The following is a 25,161-nucleotide window of genomic DNA, read 5'->3' on the forward strand; positions in this document are numbered from 1 at the left end:
CCGGTCATCGCCGCACGCCGGACACGGCGGCCACGGCGTCGGCCAGCCGCCGCACGCCCTCGGCGAGCACGTGCTCAGGTGCGCCGCCGTAGGTCAAACGGAGAAAACTGCCCGGCGGTTCAGCGGCGAACCACGGGCGTCCCGGAAACACCACGACGTCCCTCGCTGCCGCCGCCGTCGTCAGCTCCAGGTCGTCGACACCGTCCGGCAGCGTCGCCCACAGGTGCAGGCCGCCGGATGACCGCGCGATCTCGAACTCCGGCAGGTGCTCGTGCAGCGTGCGGGCCAGAGAGTCGCGCCTGGTCCTCAAGGACTGCTGGAGCGTGCGCAGGTGCCGGCGCCAGACCGGGGACGTCACGAAGTCGATCGCCGCCTCCTGCAACGGCCCCGCCACGTATAGGTCCTGCCGCGACCTGGTGTTCTTCAGGCGGGTACCGGCCGGCCCGCGCGCCCCGATCACGGCGACGCGCAGCCCCGGCGCGGCGACCTTCGTCAGCGAGCGGACGTAGACGACGTGTCCGTCGCTGTCCTGCGAGGCCAGCGTCGGCGGCGCGGTGCCGTCGATCGTGAAGCCGCGCGCCCAGTCGTCCTCGACGAGGAACGCGCCCATGCCGCGGACGATCCGCATGACCTCGGGCCGTCGCTCGTCGGACAACACGGCGCCGTGCGGGTTCGCGTGCAACGGCTGGCAGTAGAAGACCTTCGCGCCGGTCCGTTCGAACGCGGCCTGGAGCAGGTCCGGCCGCACACCGTCCTGATCCGCCGGCACCGGAACGACCTTGAGCCCCGCGTCGCGTGCCGCCGCGATCGCGCCGAGGTAGGTGGGCGACTCGACGAGCACGGCGTCGCCGCGGTCACCGAGCCCGCGGAACACCGTCGCGAGCGCTTCCTGCGCGCCCGCGCACACCGTCATGTCGCCTGCCCTGAGCTCGCCGCCCGCCTCCTTCGCGAACCACGCGCGCAGCTCTTCCTTGCCCTCGACCGGAACGCGCCCCCACGACGCGGGCCGCCGCGCCGCCCGGCTCAGCGCCGCGCCGAGTGCGTCCGTGGGCTGCAGATCGGGGTCGAGATAGCCGCTGGACAGTGGGATGGCCTCGGGTTTCGGCACCGCGACGAGGTTCGCCACGAGCTCCTCACCCGGCCTGCCCTCGCCGAGCGCGACGGCCTGCCACGACAGGTCCTGGCTGGTGGCGGGCGTGTGCGGGGCGACGAAGCTGCCGCGCCCCGGCCGCACCTCGACGAGCCCTTCGGCCGCCACGCGCTGGATCGCCTGCTGCACCGTCGCGGGCGAGGCCCTGTGCCGCGCCATCAGGTCGCGCACCGAGGGCATGCGCTCGCCCGCGCGTCCGGCGAGTGCCGTGGCTCTCAGGTCCTCGATAACGCGGACGGCTGCGTTATCATCATTCATGAGAGCCAAGAGTAACGTTATCGTGCCAGCGGGGGTAACACTCGGCGCGCTGGGCGTGCTGGGTTTCAGCTTCTCCCTCCCGGCAACCCGCTTGGCAGTAGCCGGTCTTGACCCGTGGTTCGTCGCGTTCGGCCGCGCGGCCGTCGCCGGCGCTCTGGCGATCGCCTACCTCGCGTTATCGCGTGCACCGCGTCCATCGGTAACGCAGGTGCGCCGCCTGGTCATCGTCGCCGTGGGCATCGTGATCGGCTTCCCGCTCTTCACCTCCTTGGCTCTCACCACCCAGACCTCGGCCCACGGCGCCGTCGTGATCGCCGTGCTGCCCATGTCCACGGCGATCTGGGCGGTCGTCCGCGCTTCCGAACGCCCACCCCTCGCGTTCTGGCTCTCCAGCGGCGCCGGCCTGCTGGCGGTGCTGGCCTTCGTCGCCACCGGCGGCGGCTTCTCCGGTTCGCTGAGCACCGCGGACGTCTACCTGTTGATCGCGGTTGTGTTGTGCGGCCTGGGATACGCCGAGGGCGGCGCGCTCTCCCGCGAACTGGGCGGCGCGCGAACGGTCTGCTGGGCCCTGGTCGTCTCGCTGCCGGTGACCATCCCGGTTTCCTTCTACACCGCGGACTTCTCCCGCGCCACGCCCGTGGTCTGGCTCAGTTTCGCTTACGTGGCCCTGATCTCGATGTTCCTGGGCTTCTTCGCCTGGTACGCGGGCCTGGCCGCGGGCGGCGTCGCCAAGATCGGCCAGATCCAGCTGGCCCAGCCGGTGCTGACCCTCATGTGGTCAGCAGTGGTGCTGGGCGAGCCGGTCGGCTGGCCCGCCCTCGCCACGGCAGCGGTCGTAGTCGTGTGTGTGGTGCTGACCCAACGCAGCCGCGTCACACCGACGACGGTCGCCGTGGGTCAACCAGTTCGTTGATCCCGGCGCGATCGAACGCCTCGATGAGCGCCGAGGTGCCTTGGTCGAGCTTGAGCTGGATTTCGGCCGGAAGCAGTGGGATGACGGCGAGCAGGCTGATCTTGCCGTCGATCTCGCGCGCCTCCGGCCGAACCTTCAGCATCGGCGTGACGACCATCCCCGCAAACTCCGTGTTCGGCGCGTAAGGCAGGGCAGGGTCGCCGTTGGGCAGCAGGTGCCACGCCCCCAGCCAGGTGCGATTCTCGTGCGGGAACGTCGCCAGGTACTTGAGCAGGTGGACCGGCCACGAGTCGTCGCTCATGAGGTCCTCGACCGGCCAGTCCGCCGGCACGCACATCATCAGCTCCGCGAACGGGCTCACGCCGTCCGGCACCGTCATCGGCTCGTCGCTCATGCCCTCGGTGACCAGCGTCCGGAAAGGACGGTCCTCGGTCGGCCCGACGACAAGCACGTGCACCCCGGTCGACGGCACCGCGTGGAACACGAACTCGATCGGTCCGAAATGCTCCTGAACGTGCCGCTCGATCGCCTCGTGGTCGACTTCCCCCCCAGTTCTCCATGAGCGCAGAGCCTAAGCGGCCCCCAGCCGCCGAAAATTGTCAGACCCTCCTGCCATCCTCGAACCATGCCGATCGAAGTGGCGAGCAAGCGCCGCAAGGTGACCCGCCCGGACGCGGTGGTCGTCGACGTGACCTCCCGCGGCCCTGACCCGTGGGTGCGATTCAGTCCGTTCTACCCGCACGGCCAGATCCCGGTGCCGATGTCGCCTGGCGTCACGAGCGAATCCGTCGAGGGCGTCTGGCAGGCGTTGAAGGTCTTCGAGAGTTCCGACGTCGATCCGTCGAAGCTCGCCGTGACCTCCATGAAGGGCTTGAAGCGCACGGTTCGTCGCTTCGGTCAGGTCCGCGGCCACCGCGCGGGCCTGACCGGCGACCGGCTGCTCGACTACCGCACGGCCCGTCACGAGATCTACCTGCCGACCTATCGCTGGGGCCTGGAGAACCGGCTCCGAGAGGAGGTCGAGCGGTTGCACGAGTTAGCCGGGTCGGCGGACGTCGTTCTGCTCGACTACACGACCAACGGCGACCCCGACGACCTCAAGACCCCGCTGTCGCACGCTGCCCTGATCGCTGACCACGTGCGGAGGTTCGCGCCGGCGGTCTGACCGGAGATCGGCACGCCGGGCGGAATGCCCCGATTTATACTTCTGCCCTTCGGCTTTGGGGGTCGGCAGTGGCGACATCGAACAAGCAGCTCTTCAAGATCGTGGACGCGCTCGCCGAGGTGCAGCGCTCCTCCGGTCAGCAGTACGAGACGTTCCGGGTGCGGGGCAAGAACTTCGGCTACTACTGGCCTCGCACGCAGACCGTCGGGCTGAAGCAGACGCTGTCCGAGCAGTTGGCGCTGGTCGCTGAACGGCCGGACGTGTTCGAGGTGCAGTTCACGGCCGGCGGTTTCGGGTGGGTCGTCGTGTACCTGGAGGGCATTGAGGCCGACGAGCTCGCGGAGCTGGTGTTCGAGGCATGGCGGTTGTCCGCGCCGGAGGAGCTCATCGCCCAGGTGCCGGACCTCGCGCGATGACCAGGGTCAAGTTCGAGCTGCCCGCCGACGACCTCGGCCGCGCCACGGCGTTCTACCGCGAGGTTTTCGGCTGGTCGACGCAGCAGCTGCCGTTCGACTACGTGCTCGTGGACACCGACGGCGACCCCGTTGATCCGCAGGACAGCGATGGCGGGATCTCGCCGCGCACCGAGTTCGTGCAGGGGCCGGTGCTGATCATCGAAGTGCCGAGCATCGACGACGTGGCGCGGAAGGTCGAGAACTCGGGCGGCACTCTGCTCAACGCCAAGGAACGCGTGGGGGACTACGGGTTCTCGCAGTACGTCAAGGACAGCGAGGGCACCGTGCTTTGCCTGTGGGAGTCGATTCAGGCCTGACGGCGCAGTGCCAGCGAAGAGCCGTCACGCGCAACCGAGTGGACAGTTGCTCTTAGAAACCACTTAGCGGGCGGTGGAAACCTCGTCGGCAGGCAGAGGAAGACGCCTGACCGAAGGGGGAATGTGATGATTCGCAAGCTTTTCGCCGTGGCGGGGGCCACCGCGGCAGCCACGGCGCTGCTGATGTCGCCGCAGGCACAAGCACAAGAGGTGTTCACCTACACGAAGTCCGATGTAGGCGCGCAGCACTTCGACCACTGTCCGGCCAACCGCAGCTGCATCTTCGCCGGGCTCAACGGCGGCCACGGTTACGGCTCGTTCGCGAGCGGTGACGGCGACCTCGCCGACTCGTCCGGCCCGACCGGGCTGAACAACACGATGGAGAGCTTCTCCAACCGTCGTGGCGAGCTGTGGTGCTACTACGACGCCGGCGGCTTCAACAACCTGATCTTCCGCGTCGCCGCCGGTGCGCAGGGCAACCTGCTGGCGGAGCACCGCAACCGCGTGACGTCGCTGAGGATCTGCCCTTAGCCACCACCCCGCAGGATCCTGGTGTGCAACGCACGCAGGCCTGCTGACGGTTCGACGCCGAGCTCGCGGACCATCGTTGTGCGGTAGACGCTGTACGCACGCGATGCCTCCGCGAGCCGGCCCGTCTGTGCGAGCGCGGTCATCAGCTGGGCCCGGAACCGTTCGCGCAACGGGTGTTCCGCGACGAGCTCCACCAGTTCGCCGACCAGATCGGCGCCGCGGCCGAGTTGCAGATCGGCCGCGACCCGTTCCTCCAGGGCCAGCACGCGGGTCTCGTCCAGCCCGCACCCGAGATGTCCGTGCAGCTCAGCGAGAACGGGGCCGCGCCAGCGAGCGAGTGCCCTGCGCAACCTCGCCGCGCCCGCCGCGACGGCACCCTCGGCGAGCATCTCGCGCGCGCGTTCCACGTCGTTGCGGAACAGGTGGCTTTCGAGCTCGTCCGGACGCGCCCGCAGCCGGTAGCCGCGCGGGCGGTTGGTGGTGATCCGGTCGCGGCCGAGCAACCGGCGCAACGCCGAGATGATGCCGTGGACCTGCGTTTTCGCCGACGCGGGCGGCGAGTTGCCCCACAGCTCGTCGGCGATGCCGTCGATCGTCACGACGTCGTTGGCGTGGGCGGTCAGCATCGCCAGCACCACGCGTGTTTGCGGTGGTCCGAGCGGAACTTCTTCCCCTCGGCATTCCACCCGGACAGGCCCCAGTGTTCTGAACAGCCACATTCCGCGTTCCCCCGAAGCAGATCGTGTCTGAGGCCCAGGGTGACACGGCGAAGGGGAGTTCCGCAGGCGAATCAGCGGAAGAGAATGCGGGTGATCTCCGTGTCCGTGGCGCGGCCGGCGTCGTAGGCGCCCTCGCCCTTGAGGTTGTTCATGATCGCGACCGTGTACCGCTCGTCCGTCCCGACGAACCCGACCGAGTTCATCACCCAGCCGCCGTCCTCCTCCGACCAGCCGTTCTTCGCGCCGGAGTCAGGTCCCCAGACGCCCCACTGCTGCTCGGGGCCGACCTGGCGCATCTGCCCGACGATGTAGGCGCGATCTTCCGCGGGCACGGAGTCGAGGACGTAGTTGATCAACCGGTCGAGGTCGTTCGTCGTGCACTTCTCGAAGCCCCAATAGGGAAAACTGGCCGAATACCCCTTTTGGGCGACCAAATCGGTCATGCCGTATTTGGGGAACGCAGCGTTGAACGTCGCGCCGCCGTACCGCTTCCACAGCGTGTCCGCCGCGTCGTCGTCGGAGCTGTGCAGCATGGCGGTCATCAGCTTGCGGTCGTCGGCGGTCAGCTTGATCTTGCCGGACCGGTTGCGCTCCAGCAGGTTCACCACCATGGCGAGCTTGATCGTCGACGCCGTCCACGTCATGTCACCCGCGTGGTCGTTGCGCCAGGTCACCCCGGTCTTGCGGTCCCGCAGCACGATTCCGACGCTGCCCGGCCTGGTCTCCGCGTAGTTCTTCGCGTCCACGATCCGCTTCTGGAACGCGCACTCGAACCCGCTGTCGGGCAGCGCGCAGACCTCGGGCGTGACGACCGCGGCGGCGGGGGTGGGTGAGGACGACTGAGACGACGACTGTGACGACGAGGGCGGTGTGTTCGTGACGGCGGGTGGTTCTGCCGTCACAGCGTCGCTGCACGCCGTGAGGGCAAGCGCGCACGCAACAAGGATCGGACGGAGCATGCGTCGCACGCTAATGGGTCCGATCGGAGGCAGTCGACCGCCATACGGACGCGCCGATCTAGTCCCGCCAAAGTCAAAGATGTTTGACACAGTGTCCGGTTCGCTTTACCTTGGTCGTGTCAGGTTTCTTTGACATCGGGAGTGGGACCCATGGCGGTCGAGGAGAAGCGGGCGTGGGCCATGGCGATCACCGCCGTGGTCGGATATGCCGCATATGTGCTGGTCGTCCTGCTTGGTGCGGACGGGAGACCGCTCGTCGAGGCGCCGTACGCCTGGGCGCTGCTGTGGACGATCGCGTTCGGGATCGTCGTCGGCATCGTGTCCGGGATCTGGTTCGGCATCGCCGCGCGCAACGACGGCATGCAGATCGACGAACGCGACCGCGAGATCGGCCGGTTCGGCGACCACATCGGCCAGTCGTTCGTCGTGATCGGCGGTGTCTCCGCGATGGCGCTGGCGGTGTTCGAGGCTCCGCACTTCTGGATCGCGAACGTGCTCTACCTGTGCTTCGTGCTGTCAGCTCTGCTCGGCTCGGTGGCCAAGATCTTCGCCTACCGCCGGGGGATGGCATGAAGCCGACGAAGGTCACGAACTCCATCCGTGCGTTGAGGTTCGCGCACGGCGAGATGAAACAGGCCGATCTCGCGTCGGCGATCGGCATGACGCGGCAGACGTTGATCGCCATCGAGCAGGGGAAGTACTCACCCTCGCTGGAGGTGGCGTTCAAGATCGCGCGGGTGTTCAAGGTGTCGCTCGAAGAAGTCTTTCAGTATCCGGAGGAGGAGTCATGAAGGCTGTCGTGCAACGAAGATACGGATCGGCGGTGCTCGGTGACCTGGACGTGCCTGTGCCTGGGCAGGGCGAGGTTCTGCTGGAGGTGCGGGCGGCGGGCGTCGACATGGGCACGTGGCACCTGCTCGCCGGCAAGCCGTACCTGGTGCGGTTCATCGGTTTCGGGTTCCGCGGACCGAAGTCACCCGTACCGGGCCGCGATGTTTCCGGTGTGGTGAGCCAGATCGGTCCCGGCGTGACCGAGTTCGCCGTCGGCGACGAGGTGTTCGGCACGTGCGAGGGATCGTTCGCCGAGTACACCGTCGCGCCGGTTTCGCGTCTGGCGCGCAAGCCGAAGGGTGTCTCGTTCACGGAGGCGGCCGCGGTGCCGATCTCGGGTGGGACCGCGTTGCAGGGATTGCGTGGAGTTCAACCTGGGCAACGGGTTCTGGTGCTCGGTGCCGGTGGTGGCGTCGGGTCGTACGCGGTGCAGATCGCGAAAGCCCTTGGCGCGCATGTGACTGGTGTGTGCAGCACGCGCAAGGTGGATCTGGTGCGGTCGCTTGGTGCGGATGAGGTTTTTGACTACACGGTGGCGGACTTCACCGGTACGTATGACCTCATCTTGGACTGCGGCGGCAACAGGTCGTTGTCACGGCTGCGCAAGGCGTCGACTCCGCGTGGGTCGGTGGTGCTGGTCGGGGCGGAGACCGGGGGAGCGATTACCGGTGGATTCGAACGGGCGTTGCTCGCGGCTGCGCTGAATCCGTTCGTGTCGCAGAAGTTTGCGCTGCTCATGTCGGAGGAACGCGGTGACGTGTTCGACGAGCTGCGGGTGATGATCGAGGCCGCGTCGGTGCGGGCTGCGGTTGACCGTGAGTTCCCGCTGGCCGAGGCGCTTGACGCGGTGGAGTACGTCTACTTGCGACGGTCGGTTGGCAAGGTTGTTGTGACGATCTGACCGGCGATGATCACGGTGGTCACGTTGTGCAGGGCCGTGATGTCGCGCATCGGATCGCCTTGCACGGCGATGATGTCCGCGTCCCAACCCGGTTTGAGCATGCCCTTGGTGAGGCCTAGGGATTTGGCGGCCTGGCTGGTGGCTGCCGCGAGGGCGCCGGCGTTGGGCACGCCGCCCTTCACGAGGTCGGCCACTGAGTAGGCGATGATTCCGTGGCCCTTGCCGTTGGCTATGCCGCCGTCGGTGCCGGCGACTGTTTTCACGCCGTGGTCGTACATCTGACCGGCCATACTCACCTTGCCGGCGTAGCTCATGCCGATCTTCTCCCAGGCCTCCCTGATGAAGGGTGGGGGTTCTTGGGTTATGCCCAGGGTGTGGCAGACGGTGATTTCGGCTTCTGCCAGGGCGTCCAGGAGTTCTGGCGGGACCTGCATGCCGTGGTCGGTCAGGCAGGAGAGGTGTTCCAGGCCGTCCACGCCGGCTGCGATTGCGCGCTGGGCTGAGGCCAGGCTGTGGGTGTGGGCGGTCACCGGTAGGCCGTGTTTGTGGGCCTCTTCGACGATTGTGCGGAGTTCCTGTTCGGTGAACTGGCAGTCGGAGACGTTGGTGCCCGGGGTTGCGAAGCCGCCGCTGGCCATGACTTTGATGACGTCTACCTGGCGGTTGGCTCGGTCGCGGACTGCGTTGCGGAGGGCGGCTTCGCCGGTTGCCTCGCCGCCCATTGACCAGCAGTGGCCGGATTTGCTGGTTATCGGGGGGCCTGAGGCTTGGATGTGCTGGGTGTGCTTGCTGCGTTGGTTGACCACTGACCATTGGTGGTCGCCTAGGTCTCTCACCGTGGTCACGCCTGCGCTCAGGTGGCGGGTGAGGCTGTCTTTGATGACTGTGTCGAGGTGGTCTGGGGTGAAGGCTGGGAGGCGGTCCAGGGCTCCGTTTTCGCTGTCCGCGCAGAGGTGGACATGGGTGTCGATCAGTCCTGGTAGGACGGTGGAGGTCGGGCCCAGGTCGATCAGTTCGGCGTTCGGGATATCGGGGTGGCCCGGTTCGATCGCTTTTATGGTGCCGTTTTCGGCCAGGACCGTGAGAGGGCCGGCGAGGGTGTGCTCGCCGTTGAAGGCACGACCTGCTCGGAGCGCCAGCATGTCGGACAGTTTGAGCTTCGGGTGGTGGGAAAGCAATGGTTGGAGCGCCGGGTCCGTAGGTGGTTGGGTTGCGGGCGGCGACCTCGGCCTGCGTGCTTCCCCTGGGGGCTCCGCCCCCAGACCCCTGCCAATCTGATCTGGGGGTCCGCGCCATTTCCGGGTTGATGGCACGCCTGTTGCGTTGGGCGGCTGCCGGTTGCGTAGGTGGTGCGGTTCGGGTGGGGGTCCCCGTCACAAGCCGTACCAGAGCGCGCCACAACCAGGCAGGGATGTCAAACGGACGAAAAGCGTGTCCGTTTGACATCCCTCCCTGGTTGCAGCAAGAGCTGAGGCACGACTCGTGACGGGGACCCCCACCGGAACCTCGCGTTTCAAGCCAAGAGCGCCTCGCCCTCGGCCTCGGCGTGATCTATCTAGCGTGCGGGAGCGTGAAGTTGTCCACCTGGGGGAGGTCGTGGCCTAGGCGGTCGCGTTTTGCGGTGAGGTAGGCGATGTTGTGGGCGTTTGGGGTCATCAGGGAGGGAACCCTGGCGGTTACTGGGATGCCGTGGTTTTCCAGTGCCGCGATCTTGTCCGGGTTGTTGGACATGAGGCGTACGGATTGCACGCGGAGGTGGCGTAGTACGCGGGCGGCTGGGGAGTAGTCGCGGACGTCTACTGGGAGGCCCAGGGAGGTGGCGCTGTCCAGGGTGTCCAGGCCTTGGTCTTGGAGGACGTGGGTGCGGACCTTTGCCACCAAACCGATTCCTCTGCCCTCGTGGCCTCGGAGGTAGACGAGGATGCCGCTGCCTTCGCGGACGATGGTGTTGAGGGCGGCGTCCAGTTGTTCGCCGCACTCGCAGCGCATGGCGGCGAAGATGTCGCCGGTCATGCACTCCGAGTGGATGCGGACCAGGACGTTTTCGCGCAGCTTTGTTTTGCCGTAGACGAGGGCCATGTGTTCGTGGCCGTCCGCGCGGAACGCGACTGCGCGGAAGGTGCCACGGCGGGTCACCAGGTCGGACTCCGCTATGTCTTCGTCGTTGAAGGCCTGTTCGAACATCTCGGGTCCCCTCGTCACCAGGCGCCGTCCGAACGTTCAACTACGCTCGGAGCGAGATCGCACCGTAACCCGACCGCACAGCGGAGGTCATCCTGTTCAGCATCACCGTTCGCGATCACGTGATGATCGCCCACAGTTTCCGCGGCGAGGTCTTCGGTCCGGCACAACGTCTCCATGGAGCAACGTTCCTGGTGGACGCTGCGTTCAAACGCGCTGAGCTCGATTCGGACAACATCGTTGTCGACATCGGACTGGCGACGCAGGAGCTCGGCAAGGTTCTGGCCGCCTTCAACTATCGCAATCTGGACGAAGAACCGCAGTTCGCGGGCATCAACACGTCCACGGAGTGGCTCGCGAAGTACATCGCGGACCAGCTCGCGGAGAAGATTCTCGAGGGTGCTCTGGGTGAGGGTGCTCACGGCATCGATGCGATCGCCGTCACACTCCACGAGTCCCATGTGGCGTGGGCCGGCTACGAACGTGCACTTCGTCCTGCCGGCTGACGTCGACGATCCGGGCAGTCCCAGCGGCGGCAACGTCTACGACGTCAGGGTTGGTGCGGGCCTCAGACGTGTGACCGTCGCTGGTGACTGGCCGCTACCGAGTGATGTCTCGGTGTTGGGGCAAGCGCTTGCGGGCATCCCGGACGGGGACGTGGTGCTGATCGACGGCCTGGTCGGGTGTGGGCTGCCCGAGGTGGTCGTGCCGCATGCGGGACGGTTGAAGATCGCGGTGCTGGTGCACCTGCCGTTGGCGGACGAGACCGGGCTTGATCCTGGGGTGGCCGCGCTGCTCGAGGCCAGGGAAGGGCAGGTCCTGCGGGCTGTGGGGGCGGTCATCGCGACCAGTCCGACGGCGGCGGAGAACATCAGGGTCAGGCATGGGCTGGGCAAGGTTCACGTGGTGTTGCCGGGGACCGATCCGGCGCCGGTCGCGGTGGGGACGGACGGGGTCAGCCGGTTGTTGTGCGTTGCCTCGATCACACCGCGCAAGGGGCACGACCTGCTGGTCAGGGCGTTGCGGAAGATCGATCACGACTGGCGGCTCGAGTGTGTCGGGCCGCGGCGGCCGTTCGTCGGGACGCTGCCGGAAGACGATCGTGTCAGCTTTCCAGGGGCGCTCGGTGGCGAGGCGTTGACCAGCGCTTATGACCGGGCTGACCTGTTCGTGCTCGCCTCCCGGAACGAGACGTACGGGATGGTGGTCACCGAGGCGCTCGCCAGGGGTTTGCCGGTCATCGCGAGTGCTGTGCCGGACGCGCTCGGGGACGGCGGGTTGCTGCTGCCGCCGGGGGACCAAAATGCATTGGACGCTGCACTAACGCGCTGGTTTGAAGATCGGGAATTCCGGGCGCAGCTGCGGGCCAGAGCGCTTCGGCGGCGGGCGGTTTTGTCCACTTGGGACGAATCCACAGAGGACCTGCGGAGGGTGCTGGCTAGTCTGCGGCCATGACCTTCGCGCCGGAATGGCTGGCACTGCGGGAGAAAGCGGACGCCGAGGCTCGCTCTGGCGAGCTCGTGGAAGTGGTCCGCGCAACTCTGGTGAACCGAAACCCCCTGACGATCCGTGACCTGGGGTGTGGCACAGGATCGATGGGACGATGGCTCGCCGGGAGGCTCGGCGGCGTACAGCACTGGGTGCTGCACGACCGCGACCCCCGGCTGCTCGGGCTGGCGGAGGCCAGCATGAGCGAGCTGAAGGACGTCACCGTCGAGACCCGTCAGGGTGATTTGACCTCCCTGAACGCCGCTGACCTCGCGGGCGCTGACCTGGTCACCTGCTCCGCATTGCTCGACTTGCTCACTACTGACGAGATGAACGCTCTGGCGGTTGCATGCGTAGAAGCTCATGTGCCCGCACTGTTCACGCTCTCGGTAGCAGGCCGGATCGAACTCGAACCGGCCGAGCCGCTCGACGCCGCCTTCCAGGACGCGTTCAACGCTCACCAGCGCCGCGTCGTGGACGGGCGCAGGCTCCTCGGACCAGACGCTCCGGCCGCTGCTGAAGAGGCATTCGTGGCAGCCGGCGCTTCGGTTCGCACGGAATCCAGCCCGTGGCGGTTGGACGCCGGAGCACTGACTCGTGAGTGGCTCAAGGGCTGGGTCGGCGCGGCGGTCGAGCAGGAACCCGCACTCGCCGGGGAAGCATCGGAGTACCTGCGCCGCAGGTCAGAGGCTTCCGCGGTGGTCCACCACGTCGACCTGCTAGCGATACCGAGGGCTGTGTGATGAAGCGTTTCTGGCCGTGGCTTCGCCTGTTGATGGCGGTGGCGATCCTCGTGGGTCTGGGCCTTCGCCTGGGCACCGGGGCGTTCCTGGACGGACTGCGCGCGATCGACGCGTTCTCCGTCGCCGCCGCGCTGGCGATCGGGTTCGCGACGACGTTGCTCAGTGCTGGTCGCTGGGTGCTCGTCGCGCGCCGCCTCGGCCTGTCGCTGACCATGCGCAGCGCGGTCAGCGACTACTACCGGGCGTTGCTCGTCAACGCCGTGCTGCCTGCGGGCGTGCTCGGCGACGTGCATCGTGCGGTCAACCACGGCCGTGAGTCGGGCGATGTCGGACGGGGCGTGCGCGCCGTGTTCTTCGAGCGTTTCGCCGGTCAGATGGTGCTCATCGGGATCGGGCTCGCGGTGCTGCTCGTGCACCCCGCGCCCGGTCTCGACCTCGAACTGAGCAACACCACCGTTGGGCTCGTTCTCGCTGGTCTGGCCGTTGCCGCGGTCGTCGGCTGGCAGCTCAAGCCGGTGCGGAGGGTGCTGGTCAACACGCTGGCGGACGGCATCCGGCTGCTGTCGCTGAAGACCTGGCCCGCCGTTCTCGGACTGTCGGCCGCCACGGTCGCCGGGTACGTGGCGATGTTCGTGGTCGCCGCCCGCGCCGCCGGGTCGGACGCCACGATCACGCAGCTCGCGCCGGTCGTGGTGCTGGCGCTGCTGATCATGGCGATCCCGGTCAACATCGGCGGGTTCGGGCCCCGTGAGGCGTTCCTCGCGGTGGCGTTCGGTGCCGCAGGACTGGGTGCCCAGCAGGGCTTCACCACGGGCATCGTCTACGGCGTGCTGGCGTTGATCGCGAGCCTGCCGGGCGCGGTCGTGCTGTTCACCTCACGTCGCCGCGCCGCCAGGACCGAACAGGTCGAGGTAGTGGCGGAACGACTCGGTCAGTCCCGCGAGAAGGAGCTCGCCCTTGCGGGCTGACGCCAGGGACGGACGCCCGATGACGCCGGATTCCGTGTACGGCGCCAGACCCAGGGTGAGCATGTGCCGCCGGTCCTCCGCCAGGTGGTCGGAAGTCTCGTAGCCGGGCCGGATGAGATCGGGGTGGGCGTGCAGCAGGATCGAGGTCTCCAGCTCGCCGGCGTGCATGTCGCTGTACGCCGAGGTCTCGATGCCCGCCTTCTCCCGCGCGAACGCCCAGTCGTCGCGGCCGGGGAACAGGGCCAGGCCCTGGGATTCCTGCACGATGTTCGACAGCACGTAGTTGCCGCCGTGGCCGTTCACCAGGACCAGGCCGGTGACCCCGTTGCGCCGCAAAGAGTCCGCTATGTCCGTGACCACTGAGATCAACGTGCGCGCGGAGATGCTGACGGTCCCCGGCCAGTCGGCGTGTTCCTGCGAGCACGAGAACTGGATCGGTGGCAGCAGCCGGACCTGGTGCGCCTTCGAGATCTCCGACGCGATGGTCCACGCGATCACCGAGTCCGTGGCGAGCGGCAGGTGCGGGCCGTGCTGCTCGGTGCTGCCGACCGGGAGCACGGCCACGCGCTGGTCGCGGACGTCGACCGTGGTGTCACTCGGAAACATAGGTTTGACCGTAGTCAATCCGGTGGCACAGCGCCGGAATCTCGCCGTCGGCCAGCTTCGGCATGACGGCCGGCAGTTCCTCGAACGCGCTGGAGCCGGTGATCAGTGCGTCGAACCGGTCGTCGGCGAGGAGATCGAGAGCGAGCGCCATGCGTTCGGCGTAGGTGCGGTCCGGGCGGCCGACCACGCCGACCTGGCTGCTGCGGATCGTCAGCCGGCGCGAGTGGAAGAACTCGCCCAGCGGTACGGCGATCTTCCTGTCCCCGTACCAGCTCAGCTCGACGACCCTGCCCTCCGGCGCGAGCAGGTTGAGCGCTGTGGTGAGGCCCGGTTCGGTCGCACTGGCGTGGAAAACGAGATCGCAGCCGTCGAGAGCGTTGTCCGGCAAGGTGAATCCGACACCCAGACCCCGGGCGACCGCCTCACGAGCCGGATCGGCGTCCACGAGCTGGACGCGCGCGCCGGGGAACGTCGCGAGCACCGCCGCGATGCTCGACCCGACCATGCCGCCGCCGACCACCGCGATCCGGTCGCCGATCAACGGATGCGCGTCCCACACGGCGTTCACGGCCGTCTCGACGGTGCCCGCGAGCACCGCCCGAGCAGCGGGAACGGTCTCCGGCACGAGCGTGACCGAGGTTTCCGGGACCACGTAACGAGTCTGATGTGGATAGAGGCAGAACACTGTGCGCCCGAGCAGTTGTTCGGGTCCATGTTCAACCACGCCCACGTTGAGGTACCCGTACTTGACCGGCCACGGGAACTCGCCCTCCTGGAAAGGAGCCCTCATCGCCGCGTACTGGTTCTCCGGCACGCCACCGCGGAACACGAGGGTCTCCGTGCCGCGGCTGACCCCGGAGAACAGCGTGCGCACCTCGACCTCACCCGGACCGGGCTCGGCCAGTGTGACCTGCCGAACCTCCCCTTTTCCGGATTCATTGAGCCAAAAGGCACTCGCCGTACGTGTCACTCACAACACCTCCGCCGCACGAAGTCCACTAGGGGCACCTGATGATCACACTTCAGCACACCAGGACGGCACCCGTCCTGCGGGAGCCTGCCATCTGGGCGGGGCTTCAGTTCCTCGCGCTGGGCGTGGTCGGTGCCACCACCGGTCTCGGACCGCTGGGCTGGGCCGCCGGTCTGGCTTACGGGTTCGCCACGTGGGCGTTCCTCGGCTACGGCATGCAGCGTCACCGCACCCGGTCGCTCGGGCCCGCTGACCGCGTCACGCTCGCCCGCGGCCTGATGGTCGGCGCGGTGACCGCGCTGGTCGCCGACCGTGCAGGTCAGGACGTGCCGGTGGCGCTGGTCGTGACGCTCGCCGCGGTCGCGTTGTCACTCGACTGGGTGGACGGCCAGGTCGCGCGCCGCACCGGAACGTCGACCGCGTTGGGTGCGCGGTTCGACATGGAGGTCGACGCGTTCCTGATCCTGGTGCTCAGCGCGTACGTGGCCGTGCACATGGGTCCGTGGGTGCTCGCGATCGGTCTCATGCGGTACGTGTTCGTGGCCGCGTCGTGGCGTTTCCGCTGGATGAACGCGCCGCTGCCGGCCAGCTACGCACGCAAGGTCGTGGCGGCGGTGCAGGGCATCTTCCTGGTCGTGGCCGCCTCGGGCCTGCTCCCGTTCGCGACTGTGCTCGTCGGTCTCGCACTCGCGTCGCTGGTGTGGTCGTTCGGCCGCGATGTGCTCTGGCTGTGGCGTGAGGCCAGTGTTTCGGTGGGAGGATCCCGGCATGTCTGAGCAGACCACCTCCACCGCGGCCAAGATCGGCAACGTCGTCGTCTGGATCCTGCAGATCCTGCTCGCCGTGACGTTCGTGAAGAACGGCTGGGCGTTGTTCGGCGACGACTTCGTCAAGAAGTTCGACGACATCGGCTTCGGGCAGTGGTTCCGCTACCTGACCGGCGTGCTCGAGATCGGTACCGCGATCGGCCTGCTGATCCCGCGCGTCTGCGGCCTCGCGGCGCTGGGCCTGGCCGGCATCATGGGCGGTGCCGCGCTCACCGAGCTCTTCCTGGTGACCAACGGCGGCCTCGACGACGCGGCCATGCCGCTGTTCTTCATGGTGTGGGCGCTGGTGATCGCGATCTACCGCCGCGAGCAGATCCTCGGACTGCTCACGCTGGTGAAGCGCTGACTTTCGGGAAGTAGCGCAGCACGGCGACGTCCCCGACTTTCGTGACGTCCTCCAGGTGGAATCGGCGAGCCGGTCCACCGGGGAATTCGGCGGGATTCACGAAACGCGGGGCCGTCGCCTGTCCGATCAGCATCGGCGCGACCGCCACTCTGATCTCGTCGGCGAGTCCCGCTTCGAGAAACGCCGTGTGAATGCTCGTGCCGCCTTCGACCATGAGCTTTCTCACGCCACGCGCGCCGAGATCATCCAGAATCTCTGAGAATTCGCTGAAGGTTTTGGTCTCGGCGAGGTGGTCGACCGTGGTCGCCGGGCTCTTGGTGTAGACCAGCCGCTGGCCGCCGCAGTGCCAAAACCGCAGCTCAGGGTCTAGTTGGCCACTCCTGGTGACGGTGACCCGCAGCGGGAACTCCGGTTTGCCGTCCGCTATTCTCCGCGCGCGCCGCTCGTCGCTGTAGACGAGCAGGCGTGCGTTGTCGCGTCGTAGTGTCTCGGCCCCGGCGAGAATCGCGTCCGACTCCGCGCGCATCCGGTCGACGTGATCGAAGTCCTCGGCGTTGGAAAGCGGAAACCTCTCGGTGCCGCGATCGTCGATGTGGCCGTCGAGGCTGACGGCGACGCTCAGCAGAACGTGCGGGCGGGTCACGGACTCGATGGTAGTGCAGTTGAACCGGATGCGGGTCGCCGTGCGTTTCTCTCATAGGTCAGGAAAGGGGATTCTCGGTGAGGATGTTGCTGCGTCGGACGGCCACTGTGCTGGCAGGGCTGTTCGTGTTGTTCGTGCTCATCGCACCGAGCGACCTGGAGAAGTTCACGCCCGAGGCGTTCCTTCGAGTGCCGCTCGAAGGCCTCGTCGGCGTCATGGTGCTGGTGCTGCTGCCGGACCGGTTCCGCAAGCCCGCCGCGATCGTCGGCGGCGTCGCGCTCGGGTTGTTCACCGTCGTGAAGATCATGGACATCGGCTTCGACATGGTGCTGTACCGGCCGTTCGACTTGGTCCTGGACTGGCCGCTGCTGGTGCCCGCGATCGACTTCCTGGACGTGACGTTCGGCCGCTACGCCTCGGTGCTGGCCGTGGTGGCCGCGGTGACGCTCGTCGGCGGGATCGTGTTCCTCGCCGCGGTTTCGGTGCTGCGGCTCAGTTCTGTCGCCGCCGGCCGGCGGCCGGTCGCTGTCCGCGCCGTCGCTCTGGTGGCCGTGGCGTGTGTTTCGCTTGCGGTGCCGGGGATTCCGGTCTACTCGGACGCGGCGGCGACGTCGCTCGTCGACCACGCGCGGCGCGTTCAGGTCGGGCTGAAGGACCAGGAGGTGTTCGCGGCGGAGGCTTCGGTCGACGCGTTCCGCGGCCACCCGGGGCTGCTGTCCTCGTTGCAGGGCAAGGATGTTGTTTTCACGTTCGTCGAGAGCTACGGCAAGTCCGCGCTCGACATGCCGGACGTCGCCGCGAAGCTCGCTGACGGCAACTCACGGTTGAAGGCGGCCGGGTACACGGCCAAGTCCGCTTATCTGACCTCGCCGACCGCCGGTGGTGGCAGCTGGATGGCGCAGGCGACGTTGCTGTCCGGGTTGTGGATCGACAACCAGCAGCGCTACCGCAACCTCGTGGCTTCGGACCGGCTGACGCTGCCGCGGGCTTTCGGCGAGGCGTCGTGGCGTTCGGTCGGGGTCGTTCCCGGCATCACGCAGGCGTGGCCGGAAGGTGACTTCTTCCACTACGACAAGATCTACGCCGCTCAGGACCTCGGCTATGCGGGCCCGCGGTTCGGTTACGCGACGACGCCGGACCAGTTCACGTTGGAGTCGTTCCAACGCAACGAGCGCGCCAAGAAGCAGGGCCCGGTGATGGCGGCGATCCCGATGGTGTCCTCGCACGCGCCGTGGTCGCCGACGCCGGACTCCGTGGACTGGGACAAGCTCGGCGACGGTTCGATCTACGCGACCATGCCCGCCTCGAACGACCCGCCCGAGTCGATCTTCGGCCGCGACCCGGCGGCCGTGCGCGGCGACTACGCGCACTCCATCTCGTACTCGTTGGAGTCGGTGCTCTCCTACGTCGAGCGGTACGGCGACGAGAACCTGGTGTTCGTGTTCCTGGGCGACCACCAGCCGGCGCAGATGGTGACCGGTGAAGGGGCGTCACGGGACGTGCCGATCACCATCGTCGCCAAGGATCCCGCTGTGCTCCAGCGCGTCGAGGCCTGGAAGTGGGACGACGGGATCAAACCGGGAGGGTCGGCCCCGGTGTCGCGGATGAGCGACTTCCGGGACCAGTTCCTCTCGACCTTCTCCTCGCCGAAGGCTTGAGCAGCCTCAGCCCATCGTCTTCTGGCCGTCGATCGTCTCGCGGATGATGTCCGCGTGGCCCGCGTGCTGCGAAGTCTCGGCCACGATGTGCATCAGCACCCGCCGCGCCGTGTACGTCTTGCCCTCGGGGAACCACGGCGCCTTCGGCAGCTCGTGCGCCAGGTCCAGGTCCACCGTCTCGACCAGCTTGTCGGTGTAGGCCGCGACCTCCTGGTAGCGCGCGAGGACGCTCTCCAGCGTGTCGCCGGGCTGCATGTGGAAGTTCTTCATGTGGTTCTCGGCCGTGTCGGCGTTCGGCTCCATCGCCGAAGAGCCTTCCTCGATGAACCTGATCCAGTTCCCCTCGACCCGCGTGACGTGCTTGATGAGGCCGCCGATGGACAGCGCGCTGACCGTGGGGCTCAGCGCAGCCTGCTCGTCGGTCAGACCCTGCGCGGTGAACGTGAGGAACCAGCGGTGCTGCTGCAACGTCTCGAGCAGGTCCGCACGCTCGCCGGTGAGGGTCTCGGTGGTGGTCATGGTTCCTGTCCTTCGCTCGTTTGTCCCGACACGAAGGACTGTATGACCACTTGCGGTCAGCCTGTGTCCTAGTTGCTCGGCCGCTCCGGTGAAACTTGAGCGGCACTCAAGCGATCCGGCGCTGACCTGGGATCACGCTCGGTGAATCAGCCGAAAGAGACGCCGGTCAGCCCCAGCACGGCCTGTGCGGTCGCTCGGGGTGCGTTGGCCTTGTTGAAGCCCGACGCGTCGAACGCGATCGCGCCCGCGTCCGGTCCAGTGCGGACCTGCAGCGACTTCAGGTAGTCGCGCGCCCTGGCGGCAGGCTTGCCGGTCAGCACCTGGGCCACGAGACCCGTGCTGTTGGCGTTCGATCCGCCCTGTGCGCTCGGGAACCCGCCGTCGGCCTGCTGCTTCGACTTCAGCCACGTGACGGCCTGCCCCGTCGGCTTGCCCTGCGTGCGCAGCGCCTGGACCACGATCGCGGTGGCGTCGACGTCACTCACACACGGCGAGGTCTCGAACGTGACGGGGAAGCCGCCGTCCGCGCACTGGCTGGCGGCGAGGTAGGCGGCGCCCTTCGTGTCCCTGCCGAGGGCGATGAGCGCGTAGGACTGGGTGAAGGCGTTGGAGAAGTCACCGAACTGCGAGCGGTCGGAGAACCGGCCGGACGGCGCCTGCAGCGCCCTGAGCCCGCTGATCAGATCGATGCCCGCGAACGAGCGCGGGTTCTTGCCCTTCACCCGTGCCGCCACGGCCAGCTTGGCGTGCGCGCCCGCGTAGGACTCGCCGTCGCTGCCCAGGTAGGCGCTGGAGATCTCCGGCTTGGCCAGCCACGCGATGGCGCGGTCCGAGTGGTCGCCGGCGGTTCGGGCGGCCGCGAACGCGAAGATCGCGTCGATGGTCAGGCCCTGGTCCGGGTACTTCACGCCACCGAACTCGGTCTCCAGGCGCTCGCCGTCGGCCATCTGTCTCGCGAGCCAGCCCGCGGCGGCGTCGACGCGATGCGAGGTACCGGCGGAAGCGGGGATGGCGGTCGCGACGAGAGAGGCGCCGAGCACGGCGGCGATGATCAGTTTCTGCACATGCTCGACCTTCTCATTCCGGCCCGTCCGACCGACACGCTTTGCGAGACTCGTCGCATGCGTCTCGCCCTGTCGCTGCTGCTGGTCCTGGCCGCGTGTGCGCCCGCGCCCGCCGACCCGGTGGCGTTGCTCGACGAGTGGCTGGACGTGGTGCGCCGGCAGGAGTCGGTGCGGTTCACCGTCGAGATCAAGGTCGAGGGCAAGGATCCGCGGCGACGCACCTATGCGGGCGTGCAGCACATCAACACGGGTGGCGGGGCCACGACGCAACGCGACTTGATCGCGCACTTCGAGAGCCGGTGGGGCGTCACGGACTACCGCGCGCTGATCCTCGACGACGACACCTATCTCCAGCACAACGAGCTGACGTTGCCGCCCGGCAAGACGTTCGCTCTGCTGGACACCCAAGGCGCGACCTGGACGTGGAGCTACCTGACGGACCTGTCCCTGAACGAGAACGACTACCACCCCGGCAGCGTGTTCGGCGACCTCGACCGCGGCACGCTCCGGCTCGTCGAACACACGGGCAACCGGTACGTGTTCAGCGCGGGCGGGGTGCCGCATTCCGGCAGTTACGTGAACGGCGACGTGCGGCTGGTCGTCGACGTGGACGACGACGGTCGCGTGGTCAGGGCCGAGCGCAGCGGGCCGTCGGTCGACCGTCAGCAGGAACACCGCGTCGCCGAGTACAGCCAGTGGGGCACCGCGCCGGACGTGCTGCGGCCGGCGCAGGAGACCGTGGCGAAACCGGCTGAGGTCAGCGTCCGCGAACGTTAGTGTCGGGCCATGATTGCCGAGGATCTCCAGCGGTACCTGCAGGAGTCGCGCGACTCCGTGTTGTCCACTTTGGACGGCCTGAGCGAGTACGACGCGCGCCGGCCGTTGGTGCCCAGCGGTACCAACCTGCTCGGCCTGGTGAAGCATCTGGTCGGCATCGAGTTCGGTTACCTGGGCGATAGTGCTGGGCGCCCCGCACCGGTGTTGTTGCCGTGGAACGAGGACGGTTCGGTCTGGGAGAACGGCGACATGTGGGTCAAGCCCACCGAGACCCGCGAGTACATCGTCGGCCTGTACCGCAGGGCCTGGCAGCACTCCGACGAGTCGATCGCTTCGTTGCCGCTGGACGCACCGGCTTCCGTGGCGTGGTGGCCGGAGCACCGGCGCCAGACCACGTTCGGGCACCTGCTGGTCCGCGTCGTGGCGGAGACCGCGCAGCACGCCGGCCACTGCGACGTCGTGCGGGAGCTGATCGACGGACGGTCCGGCGCGGACAACCCCGACGGCTACTACGACCTGGTCCTGAGCATGGCGAGCGCGCCGATCACCGGTCCCGGCACGAGCAGCAAGAACGCGTAACGCCAGGTCACCACGTCGGCGAGCAGCGGCACGAGCTGGATGCTGACCACCGTCAGCCCGAACCCGACGGCGGTCAGCGCGGTCAGTGCCGTCCCGACGTAGCGCGGGTCGGCGACCTCGCTCAACGACGCCGAGAACACCCCGGAGTCGGCGATCACCGACGCACCCCACACCGCGCAGAACGCGATCAGCAACGGCGTGCCCCAAGCGAGCGGCGAGAGCAGGCAACAAAGCCCGCTCACCGTCAGCGCACCCACCGCGGCGGGCGCGCGGCCGAACCTGTCCGCCGCCCAGCCGCCAATCAGGCAGCCGACGAATCCCGCCACGCCCATCGTCAGGAACACGGTGACGCCGACGGACTCCTGCGAGCTCAGCAGGAACGTCGGCAGCCACGTCCACAGCGCGTACAGCTCCCACATGTGCCCGAAGTAGCCGAGGTTCACCAGCCGCGGCTTGCGTTCGCGGAACATCTGCAGGGCGTACCGCGGGTTGAGCTGCGCCGTCGTGGCGGTGAGGAACGGCCCCGGCCGCACGAAGAACAACGCCGTCAACGCACCCAGGAACGCGATCGCCGCGGCGGCCACCAGCACCTCGCGCCACGGCAGCTGCCCGAACACGTGGGGGAGCGCACTGCCGAGCGTCAACGCCCCGATCAACACCCCGAGCGCCCGGCCCCGATTCCTGGACTCCGACCAGGACGCCATCAGCTTCATGCCCACCGGATAGACCCCGGCCAACGCCACCCCGGTGAGGAACCGCAACGGAATCGCGGCGCCCAGCCCGTCCACCGTCAGCCCGAGCACCAGCGTGAGCACCGCACCCGCCGCCGCGGACGCCGCGAGCAGCAGATGCGGCCGGACGCGGTCGGCGAGGTTGAGCACCGTGGCCCCGACCGCCCCTGTGACGAACCCGAGCTGCACGGACGCGGTCAGCCACACGGCCGCGCCCGCGCTGATGCCCCACTCGTCGCGGAGGGAGGGGACGACCGCGGACATCGAGAACCACACGGCCAGGCCGAGGACCTGGACGAGCGCGATGGCTGCCCGCTGGATCAGCACGGCGCGCCGGCCCGGTCTGGCGCGCTGGTTGGGCACGGTCCGCTGGTTGGGCCCGGTGGGCTGGTTGGGCACCGTGCGCTGGTTGGGCCCGGTGGGCTGGTTGGGCACCGTGCGCTGGTTGGGCCCGGTGGACTGGTTCGGGGCGGTGCGCCGGTCTGGCCCGGTGTGCTGGTTCGGCCCGGTGGGCTGGTTCGGCGAGGCGCGCTGGCCCGGCCCGGTGGACTGGTCCGGCGTGGTGCGCTGGTGCGGCCCGGTGGGCTGGTGCGGCACCGTGCGCTCGTTCGGCGCGCTGAGCTGGACCGGCGCGCTGAGCTGGTCCGGCACGGCGGGCTGGTCGGGCCCGGTGCGCCGGCTCGGGGCGGTGCGCTGGTTCGGGGCGGTGGCGTCACTCGACCGGGTGAAGCTCGTCCGGATCCACGCCTGGCGCCGTCCTGTGGATGTACGTAAACCATGGTCATCCGCATCGCGCAAGCGGAAGGTCGCGAGGGGGCGCACATGATCTCGTCAGCACACCGTGTCCCATCGTCATACCGAGTCTCACCAGCACGCCGGTTCTCGTCGGCACACCGAGTCTCACCAGCACGCCGGTTCTCGTCGGCACACCGAGTCTCACCAGCACACCGGCTCTCATCAGCAGACCGAGTCGCTCGGCTTCGGGTTCGCCAACCCGAACAACGGCCGCAACTTCAGCCCGATCCAGGTGCCGCCGAGCGCGAACACGCCCCACAGCCACCCGTGCAACGACCCGACGGAGATGCCGCCGAGGTACGCGCCGATGTTGCAGCCACCGGCCAGCCGAGCCCCGATGCCCATCAGCACACCTCCCAGCACGGCGGCCAGCGCCGTACGCCACGGAATCGTGCTGTGAATCTTCCACGCCCCGGCCGCCGCCGCAGCGATTGCCGCGCCGACCATGATGCCGATGTTGGTCAGCGACGTCTTGTCCGTCCAGATCGGAGCGGCGAGCGCCTTGGCGTTGGCGGGCGTCTGCCAGAACTCCCACGCCTCTGGATGCAGCCCGACTAGCTGCACGACCTTCGCGCCCCACAACGCGAACGCGAACGTGACTCCCCAGATCCCGCCGGACACCAGGAACACCGCCGCCGCCAGCACTCCCAGCACCACCGCGCCGACCAGGATCGGCCACGAGCCGCGAACCACCCGCGCCAAGCCCCGCGCGGTCGGCACCACGTCGGCCGGCGGTGGGTTGCGGCGGGCCTGGATCAGCCTGGTTGCCACGACGATGGCACCGAGCAGGGCGATGGTGATCAGCCAGGAACCCCACCAGCCGACGTGTTCGGACAGCACCACGGCGGGGAACGCGGGCCAGCCGTCGAACAGCGGGAAAGCCCACGTGTAGACCACGGATCCCGCGATGAAACCGAACAGCGTCAACACGATCGTCGACTGCCCGGACCCGACCGCGAACAACGTGCCGGACGCGCATGCGCCGCCGAGTTGCATGCCGATCGAGAACAGCACCGCGCCCACCAGCAACGCCAGGCCGAGTGGGTTGCCGACGGCCTTGGGCACCGAGCCGAACAGGCCGGAGCCGGTCGAGATGATCAACGCGATCAGCGTGGCCGCGGTGCCGAGCAGCAGGGTGTGGGCGCGCAGGCCCTCGCCGTTGCCGACGGCGATCAGCTGGCGCCACGCGGACGTGAAACCGAAGCGGGAGTGGAACAACGCGAGGCCCAGCGCCAGGCCGAGGGCGAGCAGCACGCCCTGTTTCGGGCCGTAGCCTGCCCACACGAACCAGGTGAGGCCGACCGCCAGGAGCCCGGCGACGACGAGCGGGACGGTGCGGACCGGTTCCTCGGGGGCGGGAACCGGGGCCGCGCAGGATGTCGGGAAGTACTGGGTCGTCACCGGGAACTCCTCAGGGGTCGGGGTGCCATGGCGCGAGAAACCTCGGCGGCCAGATCGCGATAAAGCGGGTGCGTCCGCAGTGCCGCCCCCAACGCCGTCACGCCGGGGTCGGGCCCGGCGTGACGGCGAGAGCGGACCCGGCGCTGGAGCCAGACCGGGCCTCACGCCCGGCGTCGCCGTGGGTTCACCCCTGGCGCAGCACCGGAGCGTCGGGAGCGGTACCGCGAGACGTCCCGCTGATCGCAAACCGGCGCGCCAGGTCCCGCGCCGCCGCGGGCTACTAGTTGGGGATGATGTAGTTGGGCGCCTTGACGATCGACTCGATCAGGCCGAAGACCGGCACACCGAGCGGCGCGGTCGTCCACTTGTCGTTGAGGTCGCTGGTGTCCGGCTTGTCCACGACGACCGGGTCAGCCAGCGCGGGAGAAGTGAAACCAGCGAGCACGGCCCCGCTCAACAGCGCCGCCGCAACGATCTTCTTCATGGAACTTCCTTTCGTGGTGAGGAAAAATCAGCCGCCGACGAACTTGAGCAGTTCGAAGATCGGTGCCAGAGCGGCGGGAACGCCGATGGCCGGGTCGAGGATCGGGCCTAGGTCGACGCCGGGCAGGACCCAGATCGGCGTGGACTCGGCGAGGAACTGCGCAGCAGCCACTTCTCTCTCCT

General features: G+C 68.2%; 32 protein-coding genes. 17 read left to right on the plus strand and 15 right to left on the minus strand.

Going from position 1 to position 25,161, the window contains the following annotated elements:
- Positions 1–4: 4 nt before the first annotated feature.
- A complete protein-coding gene (locus tag ACWGE0_RS10525) occupies positions 5–1,408 on the minus strand; it encodes an aminotransferase-like domain-containing protein (protein ID WP_452260630.1) in 1,404 nt (467 codons plus the stop codon).
- A gap of 22 nt (positions 1,409–1,430) precedes the next feature.
- On the opposite strand from ACWGE0_RS10525, the gene ACWGE0_RS10530 reads away from it, so the two are divergent.
- Positions 1,431–2,321 carry a DMT family transporter gene (locus ACWGE0_RS10530; RefSeq protein WP_452260631.1) on the plus strand — a complete coding sequence of 297 codons (891 nt, stop codon included), beginning with the start codon at positions 1,431–1,433 and terminating at the stop codon, positions 2,319–2,321.
- Here the strand turns inward: ACWGE0_RS10530 and ACWGE0_RS10535 are convergent.
- Positions 2,281–2,805 carry a suppressor of fused domain protein gene (locus tag ACWGE0_RS10535; protein WP_452260632.1) on the minus strand — a complete coding sequence of 175 codons (525 nt, stop codon included), beginning with the start codon at positions 2,803–2,805 and terminating at the stop codon, positions 2,281–2,283. The two genes, ACWGE0_RS10530 and ACWGE0_RS10535, sit on opposite strands and share 41 nt — an antisense overlap.
- A gap of 141 nt (positions 2,806–2,946) precedes the next feature.
- Here ACWGE0_RS10535 and ACWGE0_RS10540 point away from each other — a divergent pair, with 141 nt between their 5' ends.
- The 4 genes from ACWGE0_RS10540 (at position 2,947) to ACWGE0_RS10555 (ending at position 4,789) form a co-directional block, all read left to right on the plus strand.
- A complete protein-coding gene (locus tag ACWGE0_RS10540; RefSeq protein ID WP_452260633.1) occupies positions 2,947–3,486 on the plus strand; it encodes a DUF6939 family protein in 540 nt (179 codons plus the stop codon).
- A gap of 68 nt (positions 3,487–3,554) precedes the next feature.
- Positions 3,555–3,902 carry an MmcQ/YjbR family DNA-binding protein gene (locus tag ACWGE0_RS10545; RefSeq protein ID WP_452260634.1) on the plus strand — a complete coding sequence of 116 codons (348 nt, stop codon included), beginning with the start codon at positions 3,555–3,557 and terminating at the stop codon, positions 3,900–3,902.
- Positions 3,899–4,258: a VOC family protein gene (locus ACWGE0_RS10550; RefSeq protein WP_452260635.1), complete on the plus strand. Its 360-nt coding sequence runs from the start codon at positions 3,899–3,901 to the stop codon at positions 4,256–4,258. Before ACWGE0_RS10545 ends, ACWGE0_RS10550 begins: the two co-directional genes overlap by 4 nt.
- A 126-nt stretch (positions 4,259–4,384) precedes the next feature.
- A complete protein-coding gene (locus ACWGE0_RS10555) occupies positions 4,385–4,789 on the plus strand; it encodes a peptidase inhibitor family I36 protein (protein ID WP_452260636.1) in 405 nt (134 codons plus the stop codon).
- Here ACWGE0_RS10555 and ACWGE0_RS10560 read toward each other — a convergent pair.
- Both ACWGE0_RS10560 and ACWGE0_RS10565 read right to left on the minus strand, forming a co-directional pair.
- On the minus strand, positions 4,786–5,508 hold the full coding sequence (locus ACWGE0_RS10560) for an AfsR/SARP family transcriptional regulator (protein WP_452260637.1): 723 nt from the start codon (positions 5,506–5,508) through the stop codon (positions 4,786–4,788). The genes ACWGE0_RS10555 and ACWGE0_RS10560 overlap by 4 nt on opposite strands.
- A gap of 71 nt (positions 5,509–5,579) precedes the next feature.
- The gene (locus tag ACWGE0_RS10565; protein ID WP_452260638.1) at positions 5,580–6,467 is read right to left on the minus strand and encodes a tat pathway signal sequence; all 888 of its coding nucleotides are present in this window, start codon (positions 6,465–6,467) and stop codon (positions 5,580–5,582) included.
- Between the two features lie 150 nt (positions 6,468–6,617).
- On the opposite strand from ACWGE0_RS10565, the gene ACWGE0_RS10570 reads away from it, so the two are divergent.
- The 3 genes from ACWGE0_RS10570 to ACWGE0_RS10580 are packed head-to-tail and all read left to right on the plus strand — an operon-like array spanning position 6,618 to position 8,199.
- The gene (locus tag ACWGE0_RS10570) at positions 6,618–7,040 is read left to right on the plus strand and encodes a hypothetical protein (protein ID WP_452260639.1); all 423 of its coding nucleotides are present in this window, start codon (positions 6,618–6,620) and stop codon (positions 7,038–7,040) included.
- Positions 7,037–7,258, plus strand: a complete 222-nt coding sequence (locus ACWGE0_RS10575) for a helix-turn-helix transcriptional regulator (protein ID WP_319967921.1) — start codon at positions 7,037–7,039, stop codon at positions 7,256–7,258. The genes ACWGE0_RS10570 and ACWGE0_RS10575 overlap by 4 nt, the downstream gene beginning before the upstream one ends.
- Complete coding sequence (locus tag ACWGE0_RS10580; protein ID WP_452260640.1) at positions 7,255–8,199, plus strand: NAD(P)-dependent alcohol dehydrogenase; 945 nt, start codon at positions 7,255–7,257, stop codon at positions 8,197–8,199. Before ACWGE0_RS10575 ends, ACWGE0_RS10580 begins: the two co-directional genes overlap by 4 nt.
- Here the strand turns inward: ACWGE0_RS10580 and ACWGE0_RS10585 are convergent.
- Together ACWGE0_RS10585 and ribA are read right to left on the minus strand one after the other, a co-directional pair.
- On the minus strand, positions 8,157–9,341 hold the full coding sequence (locus ACWGE0_RS10585) for an amidohydrolase family protein (protein ID WP_452260641.1): 1,185 nt from the start codon (positions 9,339–9,341) through the stop codon (positions 8,157–8,159). The two genes, ACWGE0_RS10580 and ACWGE0_RS10585, sit on opposite strands and share 43 nt — an antisense overlap.
- Before the next feature lie 409 nt (positions 9,342–9,750).
- Entirely contained in the window at positions 9,751–10,383 is a 633-nt protein-coding gene (ribA, locus tag ACWGE0_RS10590) for a GTP cyclohydrolase II (protein WP_452260642.1), read from the minus strand.
- Between the two features lie 92 nt (positions 10,384–10,475).
- Between ribA and ACWGE0_RS10595 the strand changes: the two genes are divergently transcribed.
- The 4 genes from ACWGE0_RS10595 to ACWGE0_RS10610 are packed head-to-tail and all read left to right on the plus strand — an operon-like array spanning position 10,476 to position 13,579.
- Positions 10,476–10,886, plus strand: a complete 411-nt coding sequence (locus ACWGE0_RS10595) for a 6-pyruvoyl trahydropterin synthase family protein (RefSeq protein WP_452260840.1) — start codon at positions 10,476–10,478, stop codon at positions 10,884–10,886.
- Positions 10,840–11,835, plus strand: a complete 996-nt coding sequence (locus ACWGE0_RS10600; RefSeq protein WP_452260643.1) for a glycosyltransferase family 4 protein — start codon at positions 10,840–10,842, stop codon at positions 11,833–11,835. The genes ACWGE0_RS10595 and ACWGE0_RS10600 overlap by 47 nt, the downstream gene beginning before the upstream one ends.
- The gene (locus ACWGE0_RS10605; RefSeq protein ID WP_452260644.1) at positions 11,832–12,611 is read left to right on the plus strand and encodes a class I SAM-dependent methyltransferase; all 780 of its coding nucleotides are present in this window, start codon (positions 11,832–11,834) and stop codon (positions 12,609–12,611) included. The genes ACWGE0_RS10600 and ACWGE0_RS10605 overlap by 4 nt, the downstream gene beginning before the upstream one ends.
- Positions 12,611–13,579 carry a lysylphosphatidylglycerol synthase transmembrane domain-containing protein gene (locus tag ACWGE0_RS10610; protein ID WP_452260645.1) on the plus strand — a complete coding sequence of 323 codons (969 nt, stop codon included), beginning with the start codon at positions 12,611–12,613 and terminating at the stop codon, positions 13,577–13,579. Before ACWGE0_RS10605 ends, ACWGE0_RS10610 begins: the two co-directional genes overlap by 1 nt.
- Here ACWGE0_RS10610 and ACWGE0_RS10615 read toward each other — a convergent pair.
- Both ACWGE0_RS10615 and ACWGE0_RS10620 read right to left on the minus strand, forming a co-directional pair.
- Complete coding sequence (locus ACWGE0_RS10615; protein WP_452260646.1) at positions 13,487–14,185, minus strand: creatininase family protein; 699 nt, start codon at positions 14,183–14,185, stop codon at positions 13,487–13,489. The two genes, ACWGE0_RS10610 and ACWGE0_RS10615, sit on opposite strands and share 93 nt — an antisense overlap.
- Complete coding sequence (locus ACWGE0_RS10620) at positions 14,172–15,155, minus strand: zinc-dependent alcohol dehydrogenase (RefSeq protein WP_452260647.1); 984 nt, start codon at positions 15,153–15,155, stop codon at positions 14,172–14,174. The genes ACWGE0_RS10615 and ACWGE0_RS10620 overlap by 14 nt, the downstream gene beginning before the upstream one ends.
- A 41-nt stretch (positions 15,156–15,196) precedes the next feature.
- Between ACWGE0_RS10620 and ACWGE0_RS10625 the strand changes: the two genes are divergently transcribed.
- Together ACWGE0_RS10625 and ACWGE0_RS10630 are read left to right on the plus strand one after the other, a co-directional pair.
- Complete coding sequence (locus ACWGE0_RS10625) at positions 15,197–15,931, plus strand: CDP-alcohol phosphatidyltransferase family protein (protein WP_452260648.1); 735 nt, start codon at positions 15,197–15,199, stop codon at positions 15,929–15,931.
- Entirely contained in the window at positions 15,924–16,328 is a 405-nt protein-coding gene (locus ACWGE0_RS10630) for a DoxX family protein (RefSeq protein WP_452260649.1), read from the plus strand. The genes ACWGE0_RS10625 and ACWGE0_RS10630 overlap by 8 nt, the downstream gene beginning before the upstream one ends.
- Here the strand turns inward: ACWGE0_RS10630 and ACWGE0_RS10635 are convergent.
- Complete coding sequence (locus ACWGE0_RS10635) at positions 16,309–16,971, minus strand: RibD family protein (protein WP_452260650.1); 663 nt, start codon at positions 16,969–16,971, stop codon at positions 16,309–16,311. The genes ACWGE0_RS10630 and ACWGE0_RS10635 overlap by 20 nt on opposite strands.
- 83 nt (positions 16,972–17,054) lie before the next feature.
- Here ACWGE0_RS10635 and ACWGE0_RS10640 point away from each other — a divergent pair, with 83 nt between their 5' ends.
- Positions 17,055–18,629 carry a sulfatase gene (locus ACWGE0_RS10640; protein WP_452260651.1) on the plus strand — a complete coding sequence of 525 codons (1,575 nt, stop codon included), beginning with the start codon at positions 17,055–17,057 and terminating at the stop codon, positions 18,627–18,629.
- A 6-nt stretch (positions 18,630–18,635) separates the two neighbouring features.
- Here ACWGE0_RS10640 and ACWGE0_RS10645 read toward each other — a convergent pair whose 3' ends face one another.
- Both ACWGE0_RS10645 and ACWGE0_RS10650 read right to left on the minus strand, forming a co-directional pair.
- Positions 18,636–19,148 carry a DinB family protein gene (locus ACWGE0_RS10645; RefSeq protein WP_452260652.1) on the minus strand — a complete coding sequence of 171 codons (513 nt, stop codon included), beginning with the start codon at positions 19,146–19,148 and terminating at the stop codon, positions 18,636–18,638.
- 146 nt (positions 19,149–19,294) lie between these two features.
- Positions 19,295–20,212, minus strand: coding sequence for a peptidase (locus tag ACWGE0_RS10650; protein WP_452260653.1), 918 nt, complete (start codon positions 20,210–20,212; stop codon positions 19,295–19,297).
- Between the two features lie 57 nt (positions 20,213–20,269).
- Here ACWGE0_RS10650 and ACWGE0_RS10655 point away from each other — a divergent pair, with 57 nt between their 5' ends.
- Both ACWGE0_RS10655 and ACWGE0_RS10660 read left to right on the plus strand, forming a co-directional pair.
- Positions 20,270–20,989 carry a hypothetical protein gene (locus tag ACWGE0_RS10655; protein ID WP_452260654.1) on the plus strand — a complete coding sequence of 240 codons (720 nt, stop codon included), beginning with the start codon at positions 20,270–20,272 and terminating at the stop codon, positions 20,987–20,989.
- A gap of 9 nt (positions 20,990–20,998) precedes the next feature.
- On the plus strand, positions 20,999–21,568 hold the full coding sequence (locus ACWGE0_RS10660; RefSeq protein ID WP_452260655.1) for a DinB family protein: 570 nt from the start codon (positions 20,999–21,001) through the stop codon (positions 21,566–21,568).
- Here ACWGE0_RS10660 and ACWGE0_RS10665 read toward each other — a convergent pair.
- The 4 genes from ACWGE0_RS10665 to ACWGE0_RS10680 form a co-directional block, all read right to left on the minus strand.
- Positions 21,499–22,950, minus strand: coding sequence for an MFS transporter (locus ACWGE0_RS10665; RefSeq protein ID WP_452260656.1), 1,452 nt, complete (start codon positions 22,948–22,950; stop codon positions 21,499–21,501). The genes ACWGE0_RS10660 and ACWGE0_RS10665 overlap by 70 nt on opposite strands.
- Positions 22,951–23,256: 306 nt before the next feature.
- Positions 23,257–24,495, minus strand: coding sequence for a YeeE/YedE family protein (locus ACWGE0_RS10670; protein ID WP_452260657.1), 1,239 nt, complete (start codon positions 24,493–24,495; stop codon positions 23,257–23,259).
- A gap of 280 nt (positions 24,496–24,775) precedes the next feature.
- On the minus strand, positions 24,776–24,979 hold the full coding sequence (locus ACWGE0_RS10675; RefSeq protein WP_452260658.1) for a hypothetical protein: 204 nt from the start codon (positions 24,977–24,979) through the stop codon (positions 24,776–24,778).
- A gap of 27 nt (positions 24,980–25,006) precedes the next feature.
- Positions 25,007–25,150 (minus strand): hypothetical protein, encoded by a 144-nt coding sequence (locus ACWGE0_RS10680; protein WP_452260659.1) that lies wholly within the window; start codon positions 25,148–25,150, stop codon positions 25,007–25,009.
- Positions 25,151–25,161 lie beyond the last annotated feature (11 nt).

It is taken from the genome of Lentzea sp. NPDC054927 (assembly GCF_053610285.1).